Annotated in this window: 14 protein-coding genes; 9 read left to right on the forward strand and 5 right to left on the reverse strand. The window is 57.5% G+C overall.

Going from position 1 to position 16,762, the window contains the following annotated elements; translation table 11 throughout:
* The first annotated feature begins 34 nt into the window (after positions 1-34).
* Positions 35-1,225, forward strand: coding sequence for a mannonate dehydratase (gene uxuA / locus AA74_RS0120475; protein ID WP_025913180.1), 1,191 nt, complete (start codon positions 35-37; stop codon positions 1,223-1,225).
* 117 nt (positions 1,226-1,342) lie between these two features.
* On the opposite strand, the gene yeiP is transcribed toward uxuA, so the two are convergent.
* On the reverse strand, positions 1,343-1,915 hold the full coding sequence (gene yeiP, locus AA74_RS0120480) for an elongation factor P-like protein YeiP (RefSeq protein ID WP_008500940.1): 573 nt from the start codon (positions 1,913-1,915) through the stop codon (positions 1,343-1,345).
* 164 nt (positions 1,916-2,079) lie between these two features.
* On the opposite strand from yeiP, the gene AA74_RS01000000122390 reads away from it, so the two are divergent.
* A complete protein-coding gene (locus AA74_RS01000000122390; protein ID WP_021241515.1) occupies positions 2,080-2,334 on the forward strand; it encodes a YkgJ family cysteine cluster protein in 255 nt (84 codons plus the stop codon).
* On the opposite strand, the gene setB is transcribed toward AA74_RS01000000122390, so the two are convergent.
* Positions 2,331-3,512 (reverse strand): sugar efflux transporter SetB, encoded by a 1,182-nt coding sequence (gene setB, locus AA74_RS0120485; RefSeq protein ID WP_025913181.1) that lies wholly within the window; start codon positions 3,510-3,512, stop codon positions 2,331-2,333. The genes AA74_RS01000000122390 and setB overlap by 4 nt on opposite strands.
* Positions 3,513-3,873: 361 nt before the next feature.
* Between setB and fruB the strand changes: the two genes are divergently transcribed.
* From fruB to fruA, 3 genes are read left to right on the forward strand one after another with little or no spacing between them, the layout of a single operon-like run.
* The gene (gene fruB, locus AA74_RS0120495; protein ID WP_008500937.1) at positions 3,874-5,004 is read left to right on the forward strand and encodes a fused PTS fructose transporter subunit IIA/HPr protein; all 1,131 of its coding nucleotides are present in this window, start codon (positions 3,874-3,876) and stop codon (positions 5,002-5,004) included.
* Positions 5,004-5,942, forward strand: a complete 939-nt coding sequence (fruK, locus tag AA74_RS0120500) for a 1-phosphofructokinase (protein WP_008500936.1) — start codon at positions 5,004-5,006, stop codon at positions 5,940-5,942. The genes fruB and fruK overlap by 1 nt, the downstream gene beginning before the upstream one ends.
* Before the next feature lie 16 nt (positions 5,943-5,958).
* Positions 5,959-7,644, forward strand: coding sequence for a PTS fructose transporter subunit IIBC (gene fruA / locus AA74_RS0120505; protein ID WP_008500935.1), 1,686 nt, complete (start codon positions 5,959-5,961; stop codon positions 7,642-7,644).
* Positions 7,645-7,690: 46 nt separating this feature from the next.
* Here fruA and nfo read toward each other — a convergent pair whose 3' ends face one another.
* Complete coding sequence (nfo, locus tag AA74_RS0120510) at positions 7,691-8,548, reverse strand: deoxyribonuclease IV (protein WP_023294038.1); 858 nt, start codon at positions 8,546-8,548, stop codon at positions 7,691-7,693.
* 64 nt (positions 8,549-8,612) lie between these two features.
* Positions 8,613-9,659 carry a YeiH family protein gene (locus AA74_RS0120515; RefSeq protein WP_025913182.1) on the reverse strand — a complete coding sequence of 349 codons (1,047 nt, stop codon included), beginning with the start codon at positions 9,657-9,659 and terminating at the stop codon, positions 8,613-8,615.
* A gap of 97 nt (positions 9,660-9,756) precedes the next feature.
* On the opposite strand from AA74_RS0120515, the gene yieE reads away from it, so the two are divergent.
* From yieE to cirA, 3 genes are all read left to right on the forward strand, one after another.
* A complete protein-coding gene (gene yieE / locus AA74_RS0120520) occupies positions 9,757-10,623 on the forward strand; it encodes a DNA-binding transcriptional regulator YeiE (RefSeq protein WP_008500932.1) in 867 nt (288 codons plus the stop codon).
* Between the two features lie 158 nt (positions 10,624-10,781).
* The gene (locus AA74_RS0120525) at positions 10,782-12,251 is read left to right on the forward strand and encodes an amino acid permease (protein WP_008500931.1); all 1,470 of its coding nucleotides are present in this window, start codon (positions 10,782-10,784) and stop codon (positions 12,249-12,251) included.
* A gap of 224 nt (positions 12,252-12,475) precedes the next feature.
* Complete coding sequence (cirA, locus tag AA74_RS0120530; protein WP_025913183.1) at positions 12,476-14,446, forward strand: catecholate siderophore receptor CirA; 1,971 nt, start codon at positions 12,476-12,478, stop codon at positions 14,444-14,446.
* A 103-nt stretch (positions 14,447-14,549) separates the two neighbouring features.
* Here the strand turns inward: cirA and fghA are convergent, their stop codons facing one another.
* On the reverse strand, positions 14,550-15,377 hold the full coding sequence (fghA, locus tag AA74_RS0120535; RefSeq protein WP_021241508.1) for an S-formylglutathione hydrolase: 828 nt from the start codon (positions 15,375-15,377) through the stop codon (positions 14,550-14,552).
* A gap of 138 nt (positions 15,378-15,515) precedes the next feature.
* Between fghA and AA74_RS0120540 the strand changes: the two genes are divergently transcribed.
* Positions 15,516-16,664, forward strand: coding sequence for a YbfB/YjiJ family MFS transporter (locus tag AA74_RS0120540; RefSeq protein WP_025913184.1), 1,149 nt, complete (start codon positions 15,516-15,518; stop codon positions 16,662-16,664).
* Positions 16,665-16,762 lie beyond the last annotated feature (98 nt).

Below are 16,762 nucleotides of genomic sequence, written 5' to 3' on the forward strand. Positions count from 1 at the left end.
GCATATTGGTATAACAACTTAAGAGGGTGAGGCAATGGAACAAACCTGGCGTTGGTACGGGCCGAACGATCCGGTTTCTCTTGATGATGTGCGTCAGGCTGGCGCAACGGGTGTCGTCACGGCGCTGCATCATATTCCTAACGGTCAGGTCTGGCCGGTAGAGGAAATACAGACGCGTCAGGCGCTGCTGGCGGAAAAGGGATTAACCTGGTCTGTGGTGGAAAGCATTCCGGTTCACGAAGACATCAAAACCCATTCCGGCGAGTATCAGACCTGGATTGCCAACTATCAGCAGAGCATCCGTAACCTCGCGGCCTGCGGTATTGATACCGTTTGCTACAACTTCATGCCCATTCTGGACTGGACGCGTACAGACCTCGAATATCAAATGCCGGACGGCTCAAAAGCGCTGCGTTTCGATCAGATTGCCTTTGCGGCATTCGAACTGCACATTCTGAAACGCCCTGGCGCAGAAGCGGATTACACCGCTGAAGAGCAGCAGCAGGCGCTCCAATGGTTCAATGCCGCCAGCGACGCGGATATCGAAAAGCTGACCCGTAATATTATTGCGGGCCTGCCGGGTGCCGAAGAGGGGTATACGCTGGATCAGTTCCGCGCCCGCCTGGCGGAGTACGGCAATATTGATAAGCAGCAGCTGCGTGAAAACATGGCGTATTTCCTGCGCGCAATTGTGCCGGTCGCGGAAGAGGTGGGGGTTCGCCTGGCGGTACATCCGGACGATCCCCCGCGTCCTATCCTCGGCCTGCCGCGTATCGTGTCTACGATTGAAGATATGCAGTGGCTGAAAGAGACGGTCGACAGCATCCACAACGGCTTTACCATGTGTACCGGCTCCTACGGTGTGCGGGCGGATAACGACCTGGTGCGGATGATTGAAACCTTCGGCGATCGCATCCACTTCACGCATCTGCGCGCGACCTGCCGTGAAGAGAATCCAAAAACCTTCCACGAGGCGGCGCACCTGGGCGGTGATGTGAATATGGTCGCGGTGGTAGACGCTATTCTGGCGGAAGAGGCGCGTCGCAAGCAGGCTGGCGATGTGCGTCCTATCCCGTTCCGTCCGGATCACGGACACCAGATGCTGGACGATCTGCGTAAGAAAACCAACCCGGGCTATTCGGCGATTGGCCGTCTTAAAGGGATGGCGGAAGTGCGCGGCGTTGAGCTGGCGCTGAAGATGACGAAGTATCCGGAGCTGCTGTAACCGGAATTGCCGGGTGGCGGCTTCGCCTTACCCAGCCTACAAAAACACAAAAACCGGCTTCTGGGCCGGTTTTTTCGTAGGTCGGGTAAGCGTAGCGCCACCCGACAAACGCCGCAATCAGTCAGCGCGACCCATATAGCGTTTTTCTTCGATATGGATGCGGATTTTCTCGCCAGCAGAAAGGTATTCCGGCACCTGCACAACCAGGCCGGTGGTCAGGGTAGCCGGTTTGTTGCGGGCACTGGCGGATGCGCCTTTGATGCCTGGTGCGGTTTCAACGATTTCCAGATCGACGGTCTGAGGCAGTTCCAGCGCCAACAGCACGCCGTCCCAGGTCAGAACCTGCATATCAGGCATACCGCCTTCCGGGATGAACAGCAGCTCTTCTTCAATCTGGTCTTTGGTGAAGATATACGGGGTGTAATCTTCTTTGTCCATGAACACATATTCGTTGCCGTCGATGTAGGAGAAATCAACATAGCGACGGGTCAGGGTCACGGTATCGACGATATCGTCACCTTTAAAGCGCTCTTCCACCTTCAGGCCGGTACGCACATCGGCGAAACGCATTTTGTACAGCGTAGCTGCACCACGGGCGCTTGGTGCCTGAATATCGATATCTTTCACAATCAGCAGTTTGCCGTTGTAATTCAGTACCATACCTTTCTTAATTTCGTTCGCTCTTGGCATTGCAGTAATCCTGTTTACGGGAGGTAAAAAATATCGCGCCAAATTACTCGCGCGCGGCCTTTCAGGCAAGAGGAATTCGTGGCTTTTGCTATCAATACACAAAAGGTGTTACTGTGCGCGCGATGCCCGACCGTACGGGCATTCGCCAGCGGAAGAGAGCATTTATGGATTGTCGTCCCGATTGTGGCGCGTGCTGTACTGCACCGTCCATTTCAAGCCCCATTCCAGGAATGCCCGAGGGCAAGCCTGCCAATACCCGCTGCGTTCAGCTCTCGGAAACGAACCTGTGCATGATCTTTGGCTCACCGTTGCGCCCGAAGGTCTGCTCCGGGCTTCAGCCCACGGCTGAAATGTGCGGCAGCACGCGAGAGCAGGCGATAACGTACCTTCTTGAGCTGGAAGCGCTCACCGCGCCTTAAACGTCTTTAATCCTCGCCAGGCAGCCAATCGTCAGCGTACACATCACCAGCGCAATCCAGAACACCGTGTGATAATTCCAGATTTCGGCCACGACACCGGCCATTGAACCGGCAATAATCCAGCCCACGCGGGTGGTATTAGTATAAAGGGTGGTGGCAGAGCCTGCCTGGCCCGGCATCAGATCCTGGAAATAAAGCATGCCTATCCCGGCGAGAATACCAATATAGATTGCGTTCAGGAGCTGTAACGCCAGCAATAGCCCAGGCGTATGTACCGTCAGCATGCCGAGATAGAACAGCAGACCGGCGACGGCGGCGATGCGCATTAAAAAACGCTTTCCGAAGCGCTTAGCGTAATAGCCCGCGATCAGCATGGTCGGGATCTCAAGCCCGGCTGCGGTGCCCATCATGATCCCCGCCAGCTTCTCCGGCAGGTGCAGTTCATTAATGATAAACAGCGGCATATTGATGATATAGAGGCTATTGGTGCCCCACATCAGCGTGCAGATCGCGAACAGGAGCAGGGCATCGCGGCGGTTACGGCGCGGCGCTTCCAGCACGCCCGTTGCCACCTTGGGCTCTTTGCGCATGGACGGCAGGAAGAACCACACCAGCGCGCCGCACGCCACAAACGCGACTGCCGCGCTCAGGTACATCACCGTAAAGCCAAAACCCATCGCCAGCCCGTAGGCCAGCGGCGGGCCAATCACCCACGCCAGCGACACCTGCGCACGCAGGACAGAGCTGAACATCACCGCTTCACGTCCGGTATGGTCGGCGTGTTCGCGGGCAAGCGCAAACAGCTGTGGGTTAGCCGTCGAGCCAAAGCTGCTCAGGAATACCCCGACGAAAAGCAGAATGAAGTAGTTGCGGTTCCAGGCAAAAAGAACGCAGGCCATGACCCCCAGCAGGCAGCAGAAAACGATCAGGCTTTTACGATCGCCTTTTCTGTCGGATCGCCCCGCCAGAAATTGACTGACCAGGATGCCGATGATGGCGCTTCCGGTAAAAAAGAAGCCAACCAGCGCCGGACGAACATGAACCTCATTGGTCAGAAATAAGCTCAGCGTCGGCGTCTGTAACGCACCGGCAATGCCCGTGAAAAATGCAACAATCAGGAAGGCCGCTGAGGTCAAGTCAAAGGGCTTCGGCGAGGCAGCCGCAGGGATGTTATGCATGTTTTATAATTAGCGAGTAGCAGAGAGGGGCGGAGTGTACGCCGTCAGCTAAAAAATAAACAGTGGGTGCGGTCAATGATGCCACGAAAAATCAAAATGGCATTTCAACTTGCCTCTCACGCTGCTGACCTTAGCTGAAACTGACTTGCTGAACTTCAGCAAAATTCAGCTCAATGAAGAAGAAATGTGCTGTATCTCTAAATTCTGATATCAGAAAGACGAGTTTACTTGCAAGGCACAGCAGAAAGCGCAAGACTTTTTGAAACGTTTCAGCGCTATCTTGTTTTAACAAACGGAGCAGGCTAGCGCATTTTTTCTCATTAAAGCTGAAACGATTCAAGTTCAGCAGGAGTGGAGAACCATGTTCCAGTTATCTGTTCAGGATATCCACCCGGGCGCTCAGGCCGGGGATAAAGAAGAGGCTATTCGCCAGGTTGCCGCTGCGCTTGTGCAGGCGGGTAACGTCGCGGACGGCTATGTCAACGGCATGCTGGCCCGCGAGCAGCAGACTTCAACCTTCCTCGGCAATGGCATTGCCATTCCGCACGGTACCACCGACACCCGCGATCAGGTGCTGAAAACCGGCGTTAAGGTGTATCAGTTCCCGCAGGGCGTGCTCTGGGGCGACGGTCAGGTGGCCTATGTGGCCATCGGTATCGCGGCCAGCAGCGATGAACATTTAGGTCTGTTGCGTCAGCTGACGCATGTCCTGAGCGATGACGCGGTGGCTGAACAGCTTAAATCCGCCACCACCGCGGAAGAGCTGCGCGCCTTGCTGATGGGCGAAAAACAGAGTGAAGCGCTGAAACTGGATAATGAAACGCTGACGCTGGATGTGGTTGCTTCCGATCTGGTGACGCTGCAGGCGCTGAACGCGGGTCGTCTGAAAGAAGCCGGCGCGGCGGATGCCACCTTTGTGACGCGCGTGATTAACGATAAGCCGTTGAATCTGGGTCAGGGCATCTGGCTGAACGACAGTGCTGAAGGCAACCTGCGCAGTGCGATTGCCGTGAGCCGTGCTGCCTCGGCGTTTGAGGTAGAAGGCGAGCGCGCAGCCATGCTGGTGACCGTCGCGATGGCTGATGAACAGCCGGTTTCCGTGCTGAAGCGTCTTGGCGATCTGCTGCTGAACAACAAAGCTGAAAAACTGCTGAACGCTGATGCGTCCACCGTGCTGGCACTGCTAACCAGTGATGATGCGCTGACGGATGACGTGCTAACCGCGGAGTTCGTGGTGCGTAACGAGCACGGCCTGCATGCCCGTCCGGGCACCATGCTGGTGAATACCATTAAACAATTCGAGAGTGAGATTACCGTGGCGAATCTTGACGGCACGGGCAAACCGGCCAACGGCCGTAGTCTGATGAAAGTGGTCGCGCTGGGCGTGAAGAAAGGCCACCGTCTGCGTTTCACCGCGCAGGGTGCCGATGCTGAACAGGCGCTGAAAGCGATTGGCGATGCCATCGCGGCGGGTCTGGGGGAGGGCGCATAATGAGCAGACGTGTTGCGACTATTACGCTGAACCCGGCTTATGACCTGGTGGGGTTTTGCCCGGAAATTGAGCGCGGCGAAGTTAACCTCGTGCGTACCACCGGCCTGCATGCTGCGGGCAAAGGGATTAACGTCGCGAAAGTGCTCAAGGATCTCGGTATCGATGTCACCGTGGGCGGATTCCTCGGTAAAGACAACCAGGATGGTTTCCAGCAGCTGTTCAGCGAGCTGGGCATTGCCAACCGTTTCCAGGTTGTTCAGGGCCGTACCCGTATCAACGTTAAGCTGACGGAGAAAGACGGTGAAGTGACCGATCTGAACTTCTCTGGCTTCGAAGTGACGCCGTCAGACTGGGAACGCTTTGTCAACGACTCGCTGACCTGGCTGGGCCAGTTCGACATGGTGTGCGTCAGCGGCAGCCTGCCGTCCGGCGTCAGCCCGGAAGCGTTTACCGACTGGATGACGCGCCTGCGCAGCCAGTGCCCATGCATTATTTTTGACAGCAGCCGTGACGCGCTGGTCGCGGGCCTGAAAGCCTCGCCGTGGCTGGTGAAGCCGAATCGCCGCGAACTGGAGATCTGGGCGGGCCGTAAGCTGCCAGAATTAAAAGATGTGATTGACGCTGCCCATGCGCTGCGCGAGCAGGGTATCGCTCACGTGGTGATCTCTCTTGGTGCAGAAGGCGCGTTGTGGGTTAACGCGTCTGGCGAATGGATCGCCAAACCGCCGTCAATGGAGGTTGTGAGTACCGTTGGCGCAGGGGATTCCATGGTTGGCGGACTGATTTATGGTCTGCTGATGCGGGAATCCAGTGAACATACTTTACGTCTTGCCACTGCCGTTGCTGCCCTGGCCGTCAGCCAGAGCAATGTCGGTATTACCGATCGTACCCAGTTAGCCGCGATGATGGCGCGCGTTGACTTAAAACCTTTTAACTAACAGCAGGAGAGGAATAATGAAAACGCTGCTGATCATTGACTCCGGTCTCGGACAGGCACGCGCCTATATGGCGAAGACCTTGCTGGGAGCGGCGGCGAACAAAGCACATCTCGAGATGACTGATAACCCGGGCGATGCCGAACTGGCCATTGTCCTGGGCGACAACATCCCGGCTGACAGCGCGCTGAACGGCAAAAAAGTGTGGCTGGGCGATATTAATCGCGCGGTGGCACATCCGGAACTGTTCCTGAGCGAAGCGAAAGGCCACGCGTCTGTCTACAGCGCGCCTGTCGCGACGGCACCGGCTGCGGCCACGGGCCCGAAACGCATTGTGGCGGTGACGGCCTGCCCGACGGGGGTGGCTCACACCTTTATGGCGGCTGAAGCCATTGAAACCGAAGCGAAAAAACGCGGCTGGTGGGTAAAAGTTGAAACGCGCGGCTCCGTCGGTGCCGGCAATGCCATCACCCCAGAGGAAGTGGCGGAGGCCGATCTGGTGATTGTGGCGGCAGATATCGAAGTGGACCTGGCGAAATTTGCCGGTAAGCCAATGTACCGCACCTCCACTGGCCTGGCGCTGAAAAAGACCGCGCAGGAGTTTGATAAAGCGCTGGTGGAAGCGAAGCCGTATCAGGCAACCGGCGCGCGCCAGACCGCGACGGAAGGGAAGAAAGAGTCAGCAGGCGCCTATCGCCACCTGCTGACCGGCGTGTCTTACATGCTGCCGATGGTGGTCGCGGGCGGTCTGTGTATCGCGCTCTCGTTCGCGTTTGGTATCACCGCGTTTAAAGAAGAAGGAACGCTGGCGGCAGCGCTGATGCAGATCGGCGGGGGCTCAGCCTTCGCCCTGATGGTGCCGGTACTGGCGGGCTTTATTGCCTTCTCCATTGCTGACCGCCCGGGTCTGACCCCGGGTCTTATCGGCGGTATGCTGGCCGTGAGCACCGGTTCCGGCTTTATCGGCGGTATCATCGCGGGCTTCCTCGCCGGTTACGTCGCGAAGCTGATTAGCTCGAAGCTGAAGCTGCCGCAGAGTATGGAAGCGCTGAAGCCGATCCTGATCATCCCGCTGATTTCCAGCCTGGTGGTCGGCCTGGCGATGATTTACCTGATTGGTAAGCCGGTTGCGGGCATCCTGGCGGGTCTGACCCACTGGCTGCAGACCATGGGCACCGCGAACGCGGTTCTGCTGGGTGCAATCCTCGGCGGCATGATGTGTACCGACATGGGGGGGCCTGTGAACAAAGCGGCGTATGCCTTTGGTGTGGGCCTGCTGAGTACCCAGACCTACGCGCCAATGGCGGCGATCATGGCGGCAGGCATGGTGCCTCCTCTGGCGCTCGGCCTGGCGACGATTATTGCCCGTCGTAAGTTCGATAAAGCGCAGCAGGAAGGTGGTAAAGCCGCGCTGGTGCTGGGTCTGTGCTTCATCACCGAAGGTGCGATTCCGTTCGCGGCGCGTGACCCAATGCGTGTGCTGCCGTGCTGTATCGCGGGTGGTGCGGTAACGGGTGCAATCTCCATGGCGATTGGCGCAAAACTGATGGCACCACACGGCGGTCTGTTCGTGCTGCTGATCCCTGGCGCCATCACCCCGGTACTGGGCTACCTGCTGGCGATTGTTGCCGGTACGCTGGTGGCGGGCCTCTCTTACGCGGTGCTGAAACGTCCGGAAGCGGAAGTTGTGGCGAAAGCAGCGTAAGCGGTAAGCAATAAAAAAGCCGGGTGCTAATGCAACCCGGCTTTTTTTATGCCGCCTGTTCAGCGGTTTGCTGTGCCTTCAGCCAGGCAATCTCTTCTGCCCAGATGTCCGGATTGATGGTTTCAAGCACCATCGGAATACCGTCGAAGCGGGCGTCCTGCATAATAAAGCGGAACGCATCGTGGCCAATGTTGCCTTCGCCCAGGCTGTGATGGCGGTCAACGCGGCTACCAAAGGCGCTTTTCGCATCGTTTAAGTGCATTCCACGCAGGTATTTAAAGCCCACAATGCGCTCGAACTCATCAAACGTGTTTTTTGTTGCCTCGGTGGTGCGCAGGTCATAACCGGCGGCAAACGCGTGGCAGGTATCAATGCACACGCCGACGCGGGATTTGTCCTCCACGCCGTCGATAATCGCCGCCAGATGTTCGAACTTAAAGCCGAGGTTGCTGCCCTGACCAGCGGTGTTCTCAATCACCGCCGTCACGCCTTTGGTTTTATCCAGAGTGATGTTGATGGACTCCGCAATGCGCGCCAGGCAGGCATCTTCGTCGATCTGCATCAGATGGCTGCCCGGATGGAAGTTCAGCAGCGTCAGCCCCAGCTGTTCGCAGCGTTGCACTTCATCCAGAAACGCCTCGCGGGATTTTTCCAGCGCTTCTTCAACCGGGTGACCGAGGTTGATCAGGTAGCTGTCGTGGGGGAGGATCTGGCCGGGCCCGTAGCGGTATTTCTCACAGGCGGCTTTGAAATCATCAATCACCTCAGCGGTGAGCGGTGCGGCGCGCCACTGGCGCTGATTTTTGGTGAACAGGGCGAAAGCGGTCGCCTCAATTTCGGCGGCACGAATGGCGGCATTCGCAAGGCCACCTGCAGCGCTAACGTGCGCTCCAACATATTTCATAAAGGGACTCCTGTTAACCCGAAATGCCTATGATAGCGGGTTAACAGGAGAAGGATGTAGTGGTTTATGCCATCAGGCTATGGACCGCGAGGTTAATTGCGCCACCGCCGACAATCAGCCAGATGAAGAGCACCAGCGCCATCAGCAGCGGTTTCGCACCGGCTTTTTTCAGCGCGCTGACGTGCGTGGTCACCCCCAGCGCCGCCATGGCCATCGCCAGCAGTACGGTATCCAGCGTCACCAGCATATCCACCACCGCTTTCGGCAGCAGGTGGAAGGAGTTAAAGATAGCGACCACGATGAACAGGATCGCAAACCACGGAATGGTGATTTTGCTCTTCTCGCTGCCGCCCGCCGGAGCCAGCTGTTTAACCCGTGCGGCCAGGAAAATCAGGAACGGCGCCAGCATCATCACGCGCAGCATTTTGGCAATCACCGCCGCGTTTTCAGCGTCCGGGTTAATGGCGTGTCCTGCTGCGACCACCTGGGCCACTTCGTGCATGGTCGAGCCGATATAGATGCCGTAGGTTTCCGGGCTAAACCAGTGGGCGACCAGCGGATACATGGCCGGGTAGAGGAAAATCGCCAGCGTACCGAAGATCACCACCGTCGCGACGGCAACCGTTACCTTGCTGGCTTCGGCTTTCACGACCGGCTCCGTTGCCAGCACCGCCGCTGCGCCACAGATACTGCTCCCGGCACCGATCAGCCAGCTGGTTTGCCTGTCCAGGCCAAACACTTTCTGACCGATAAAGCAGGCCAGTAAAAAGGTGCTGGTCAGGGTCAGAACGTCGATGGCGATCCCGCTCGCACCCACATCCGCAATCTGCGAAAAGGTGAGACGAAAGCCATAAAGAATGATCCCAAGACGCAGCAGATGCTGCTTGGCAAAGATTACGCCGCCGTCGCAGGATTTCCAGATATGTGGATAAACGGTGTTACCCACGACCATGCCGAGCAAAATGGCGAGCGTCAGCGCGCTGAAACCTGCGCCTGCGATGGCTGGGATGCTGCCGCCCCATAGCGCTATGGCGGTCACTGCGGCGCTGAGCGCAAGACCCGGCACGAAGTGCCACACTGTACGATGATGTTGTAAGGTGATTTCTGACATAACCTTCTCCTTTGTCTGGCTAAAGGTTACGGCGGTCTGGCTTAAAAATAAAATTGATTATATACTTATAATCAATCTATATAAGTGGTAAGTAACCATGCACATTACTTTGCGTCAGCTGGAAGTGTTTGCCGAGGTGCTGAAAAGCGGCTCGACGACCCAGGCGTCACAAATGCTGGCGCTCTCGCAGTCTGCGGTCAGCGCGGCGTTGACCGATCTTGAAGGACAGCTGGGCGTTCAGCTTTTCGACAGGGTAGGGAAGCGTCTGGTGGTCAACGAACACGGTCGTCTTCTTTATCCACGCGCGCTGGCGCTGCTGGAGCAGGCTATCGAAATCGAACAGCTGTTCCGCGAAGATAACGGCGCGATCCGCGTCTACGCCAGCAGCACCATCGGCAATTACATCCTGCCGGAGGTGATCGCCCGCTATCGTCGGGATTTCCCGACCCTGCCGCTGGAGATGAGCGTGGGCAATAGCCAGGACGTCATCAACGCGGTGATCGACTTCCGCGTGGATATCGGCCTCATCGAGGGGCCCTGCCACAACGTCGATATCATTGCCGAGCCCTGGCTGGAAGACGAGCTGGTGGTGTTTGCGTCCCCGGCCTCGTCGTTATTGCAGGGCGAGGTGACGCTGGAGCGGCTGGCGCAGGCGCAGTGGATCCTGCGCGAGCAGGGCTCCGGCACGCGTGAAATTGTCGATTACCTGCTGCTGTCCCATCTGCCGCATTTCCAGCTGGGGATGGAATTGGGAAACTCAGAGGCGATTAAGCACGCGGTGCGCCACGGGTTGGGTATCAGCTGTCTTTCCCGGCGCGTTATTGCCGAACAGCTGGAAACCGGATCGCTGGTGGAGATTCCCGTTCCGCTTCCGAAACTGGTGCGCACGCTGTGGTGCATTCATCATCGCCAGAAACACCTTTCCAGCTCCCTGCAGCGTTTTCTGCGCTATTGCGAAATCTGACAGCGTCCCTCACCCCAAAGGGGAGAGGGAAAAATTATGCTTTACTTATAATCCTGGCCGCGTCATGAAGCTCTCTTATAACTGAGTATTTCTGCCGGAAGGAACGCGGATCGTCTGCTACAATCGCGCCTCATTTATTAAATGGACAGCATTTTCATATGGTTTCAGAAATTAAAACCACAGAAGCGCCCACGCTACGTCGTGAACTCAAGGCGCGTCACCTGACGATGATCGCCATTGGCGGCTCCATCGGTACAGGTCTTTTCGTTGCCTCTGGCGCAACGATTTCGGCAGCCGGCCCGGGTGGGGCACTTTTCTCTTATATCCTGATTGGCCTGATGGTGTACTTCCTGATGACCAGTCTCGGCGAACTGGCCGCGTACATGCCGGTATCCGGTTCGTTCTCGACCTATGGTCAAAAATACGTTGAAGAAGGCTTCGGCTTCGCGCTGGGCTGGAACTACTGGTACAACTGGGCGGTCACCATCGCCGTTGACCTTGTCGCCGCACAGCTGGTGATGAACTGGTGGTTCCCGGATACGCCGGGCTGGATCTGGAGCGCCCTGTTCCTGGCCGTCATCTTCCTGCTGAACTACATCTCCGTGCGCGGTTTCGGCGAAGCGGAATACTGGTTCTCTTTGATCAAAGTGGCAACCGTCATCATCTTTATCGTCGTCGGTGTGGCGATGATCGTTGGTATTTTCAAAGGCGCTGAACCTGCGGGCTGGAGTAACTGGACAATAGGCGATGCGCCGTTTGCCGGTGGACTGTCGGCAATGATTGGCGTGGCAATGATTGTCGGCTTCTCTTTCCAGGGAACCGAGCTGATTGGCATTGCTGCCGGTGAGTCAGAGAACCCGGAGAAGAATATTCCGCGCGCGGTTCGTCAGGTCTTCTGGCGTATCCTGCTGTTCTATGTGTTCGCGATCCTGATTATCAGCCTGATCATTCCGTACACCGATCCAAGCCTGCTGCGTAATGACGTCAAAGACATTAGCGTCAGCCCGTTCACGCTGGTCTTCCAGCATGCCGGCCTGCTTTCAGCCGCAGCGGTGATGAACGCCGTTATCCTGACCGCCGTACTTTCTGCCGGTAACTCCGGGATGTACGCGTCCACCCGTATGCTCTACACGCTGGCATGCGACGGTAAAGCACCGCGTATTTTCGCGAAGCTGTCCCGTGGCGGCGTACCGCGCAACGCACTGTACGCCACAACGGTGATTGCCGGCCTGTGCTTCCTGACCTCTATGTTTGGCAACCAGACGGTGTACCTGTGGCTGCTTAACACCTCCGGGATGACGGGCTTTATTGCCTGGCTGGGGATTGCCATTAGCCACTATCGTTTCCGCCGTGGCTACGTCAAACAGGGTTATGACGTTAACCAGCTGCCGTATCGCTCAGGGTTCTTCCCGCTGGGTCCCATTTTCGCCTTCATTCTGTGCCTGATTATTACGCTGGGACAGAACTATGAAGCGTTCCTGGCGGACACCATTGACTGGGGCGCCGTCACGGCAACCTACATTGGTATTCCGCTGTTCCTCGTCATCTGGTTTGGCTACAAGCTGACGAAAGGAACACACTTCGTTCGCTACAGTGAAATGGAATTCCCGGAACGATTTAAACAATAATCGCACTTCCTCTCTCTTAGCCCGCTCGTTTGAGCGGGCTTTTTTATTCCCGCCCCCTGTAACAAAGATATATTTCTTAACAATTTAATTGATAATAATTATCGTTTGCTTTATCGTTATCAAAAATAAGCGTGTCACCGACCCACCGGAGATGTGGGCGGCAAGGAAGACGCTGTGAGCAATGATGATTTGATTGAGTTGTATTTACCTCATGGAGATATGGAATGTTTAGGTTGAATCCCTTCGTCAGGGGAGGACTTTGTGCGTCCGCAATGTCCCTGGCCCTGCCTGTTATCGCAGCGGAATCCGGCGACACAATGGTTGTCACGGCTTCCGCGACCGAGCAAAACCTGAAAGACGCACCGGCAAGCATCAGCGTGATTACCCAGGAAGATTTGCAGCGCAAACCCGTTCAGAACCTGAAAGATGTGTTACGGGATGTGCCGGGCGTGCAGCTCACGAGCGAAGGGGACAACCGTAAAGGGGTAAGTATTCGCGGGCTGGACAGCAGCTACACGCTGATCCTGATCGACGGCAAGCGCGTCAATTCCCGTAACGCAGTGTTCCGCCATAATGATTTCGACCTCAACTGGGTGCCGGTTGACGCCATCGAACGAATCGAAGTCGTGCGCGGGCCGATGTCCTCGCTTTATGGCTCCGATGCGCTGGGCGGCGTAGTGAACATTATCACCAAAAAAATCGGCCAGAAATGGACGGGCACCCTGAGCGCTGATTCCACAATTCAGGAACATCGCGATCGTGGTGATACGTACGACGGCCAGTTCTATACCAGCGGTCCGCTGGTGGACGGCCTGCTAGGGCTGAAAGCCTACGGTAGCCTCGCGAAGCGTGAGAAAGACGGTCAGCAGAAGTCCTCTACCACGGCGAGCGGTGAAACACCGCGCATTGAAGGCTTCACCAGCCGCGATGCGAATGTGGAGTTCGCCTGGACGCCGTCTGAAAATCACGACTTTACGGCGGGCTACGGTTTCGACCGACAGGATCGTGACTCGGATTCACTCGACAAAAACCGCCTTGAACGTCAGAACTACTCTCTCAGCCACAACGGCCGCTGGGGCGTCGGCAACAGCGAGCTGAAGGTTTACGGCGAGAAGGTGGATAACAAAAACCCGGGCAACAGCAATCCGATCACCTCCGAGAGCAACGCGGTAGACGGGAAATACGTGCTGCCGCTGGGCGACATCAACCAGCTGATGACCTTCGGCGGCGAATGGCGTCACGATAAGCTGAAGGATCCGGTCAACCTGACGGGCGGCTCCAGCAGCAGTACGTCGACAAGCCAGTATGCCCTGTTCCTGGAGGACGAGTGGCGTATTTTTGAACCTCTGGCGCTGACCACCGGCATCCGTATGGACGACCATGATACCTACGGCGACCACTGGAGCCCGCGCGCCTATCTGGTCTACAACGCGACCGATACCGTCACGGTGAAAGGGGGCTGGGCGACCGCGTTTAAAGCGCCGTCACTGCTGCAGCTGAGCCCGGACTGGGTCACCGGCTCGTGCCGCGGTGCCTGTGAGATTGTCGGTAACCCGGATCTGAAGCCGGAAACCAGCGAGAGCTTCGAATTCGGCCTGTACTACAGCGGGGAAGAGGGCTGGTTAGAGGGCGTGCAGGCCAGCGTGACCACCTTCCAGAATAACGTCGATGACCGCATCAGCATCAGCCGTACGGCCAATGCGAAGCAGGCGCAGAGCTACCCTAACTACGTTGGCCTGAATGCGGACGGTGAGCCGATATTCCGCTACTACAACGTCAACAAGGCGCGCATCCGCGGGGTGGAGACCGAGCTGAAATTCCCGCTGGCGGACGACTGGAAAGTGACGCTGAACTACACCTACAACGACGGTCGTGATATCAGCAACGGCGGCAACAAGCCGCTGTCCGATCTGCCGTTCCACACGGCCAACGGGACCGTTGACTGGAAGGCGACGCAGGACTGGTCGTTCTATGTTCAGGGCAACTACACCGGTGAGAAACGCGCGCTGACCAGCAGCGACCCAACGCCGGGTGGCTATGTTATCTGGAATACCGGCGCCGCGTGGCAGGCGACGAAAAGCGTGAAGCTGCGCGCGGGCGTGCAGAACCTGCTGGACAAAGATCTGAGCCGCGACGATTACAGCTACACGGAAGATGGCCGTCGCTACTTTGTCGGCGTGGATTATAAGTTCTGATTCAGCCATGTGCCGGGTGGCGGCTGCGCCTTACCCGGCCTACATAAGGGCACAGGCCCGTAGGCCCGGTAAGCGAAGCGCCACCGGGCAAAACAGGCGGTGCTTATGCAAATAAATGCTCCGCATGGAAGCGGAGATGATCCTCAATAAAGGACGCGATGAAATAATAGCTGTGATCGTATCCCGGCTGAATGCGCAGCGTCAGCGGCCAGTCTTTCTGGCGTGCCGCTTCTGCCAGCACCGCAGGCTGCAGCTGTCCGGCGAGGAACTGGTCCGCATCACCCTGATCGATAAGGGTGGGAATGGCTTCTTCAGCTTTGCTGGCCAGCATCAGCGCGCAGCTGTCCCATGCCTGCCATTTTTCCGCATCCTCACCCAGATAGTGTGTGAAGGCTTTCTGCCCCCACGGCACCTGCGTTGGGTTCACAATCGGTGCAAATGCCGACACGCTGACGTATTTCCCCGGATTTTTCAGCGCCATGATGAGCGCCCCGTGTCCGCCCATTGAGTGGCCGCTGATCGCGCAGCGCTCGCCAACCGCAAATTGCGACTGCACCAGCGCAGGAAGTTCATCGCGAAGGTAATCATACATGCGGTAGTGGCGCGCCCAGGGTTGCTCGGTCGCATTGAGATAAAACCCGGCGCCTTTGCCCAGGTCGTATCCGGCATCGTCGGCCACATCGTCGCCACGCGGGCTGGTGTCTGGCATCACCAGCGCAATGCCCAGCTCGGCGGCAATACGCTGCGCGCCGGCTTTGGTGGTGAAGTTTTCGTCGTTACAGGTCAGGCCGGAAAGCCAGAACAAAACCGGCGGGTTTTCCGTCGGCGGCAGGAAAATGCTGAACGTCATTGCACAGTTCAGAGAGGTGGAGTCGTGCCGCCAGCGCTGCTGTCGACCTTCAAAACAACGGTGCTCTTCGAGCAGTTCCATGCAGGGCTCCTTAATGAGAATGCGTATTCATAAAACCCATAATACAGCCTTTTCATTGACCTGTGAGTAACTTTCACTTTCGCGAGGCGGCGAGATGCTGCATCATAAATTTACTTTTCTTTAACAATTGGAGCGGTCATGGCGCTGCGTATTGCGCTCAGTGGGTTTGTCGTTCTGGTGGTGGCGATGGGGATAGGGCGCTTTGCCTTTACGCCTCAGGTGCCGCTGATGATTGCTGTCGGACAGCTTACGCTGACCAGCGCGGGTCTGGTGGCGGCGATGAATTATCTGGGCTATCTGGTGGGGGCGTGGGATGCGATGCGTGCGCACCGCTTCGTTGAAACGCGCCTCTGGCTGGGCATCACCGGCGCGGTGGCGCTGACGCTGCTCTCCGCGGCAGCGGATAACGCCGTCGTGCACGGCCTGCTGCGCTTCGTGATTGGCTGCATGAGCGGCTGGTCGATGGTACTCATTGCCGCCTGGACCAACGAACGGCTGGGGCAGCTGGGTAAACCGGGCCTGAGCGCTGCGGTGTTTGCCGGACCGGGGGCGGGCATTGCCCTGAGCGGGCTGCTCGCCGTCTATATTCAGGCGAAGTCCCTGTCGGCCGGGGCGGCATGGCAAATCTACGGCGTACTGGCGCTGGTGCTGATTGCCCTGGTGGCGCGCTACCTGCCGCGATCCGGGCAGCTCCATCGACCCGGCACCGCGCCGGAGCCGCTGGTGCTGACGGCGGATTTAACGCGTCTGGTCTGGAGCTACAGCCTGGCCGGGTTTGGCTATATCCTCCCGGCGACCTTCCTGTCGCAAATGGCGGCCGTGCGTTTTCCCGGCAGCCTGTTTGCCCAGTTTGTCTGGCCGATTTTTGGTCTCGCCGCCGTGGTGGGGATTGCGCTCAGTATTCTGTTACGCCATACCTCAACGGCTAACCGCAGGCTGGCGATCGTACTGTGGTTACAGGGCGCAGGCGTGCTGGCGGCCTGGCTGCTGCCGGGGATTGGCGGTTTGCTGACGGGTGGGCTGCTGGTGGGCGGCGGCTTTTTGTGTGCCGTGCAGCTCTCTCTTTTATACGGCCGCGAGCTGGCGCCAAACCACACGCGCTATATGGCAGGCCTGCTCACCACCGGGTATGCGATTGGGCAGTTGATTGGTCCGGTCACCTCGGCGTTATCAACCTGGCTTACCCACCGGCTGGAGCCCGCGCTGGGGCTGGCGGGCATTGCGCTGTTTGTTGGAGGAGCGCTTGTCTGGAATCGTCACGCTGAAAGGCAACAGCAATCGCAATAATTATCGTCGTGAATACTGGATTATGTGTGCCGCCTCACGCACAATGAACGCATACTTTTGCCACAACGAGGGCAAAAGACGCCACACCTGCAGGAGAA

Source organism: Enterobacter sp. 5-4 (assembly GCF_000612205.1).
Lineage (GTDB): Bacteria > Pseudomonadota > Gammaproteobacteria > Enterobacterales > Enterobacteriaceae > Enterobacter > Enterobacter roggenkampii.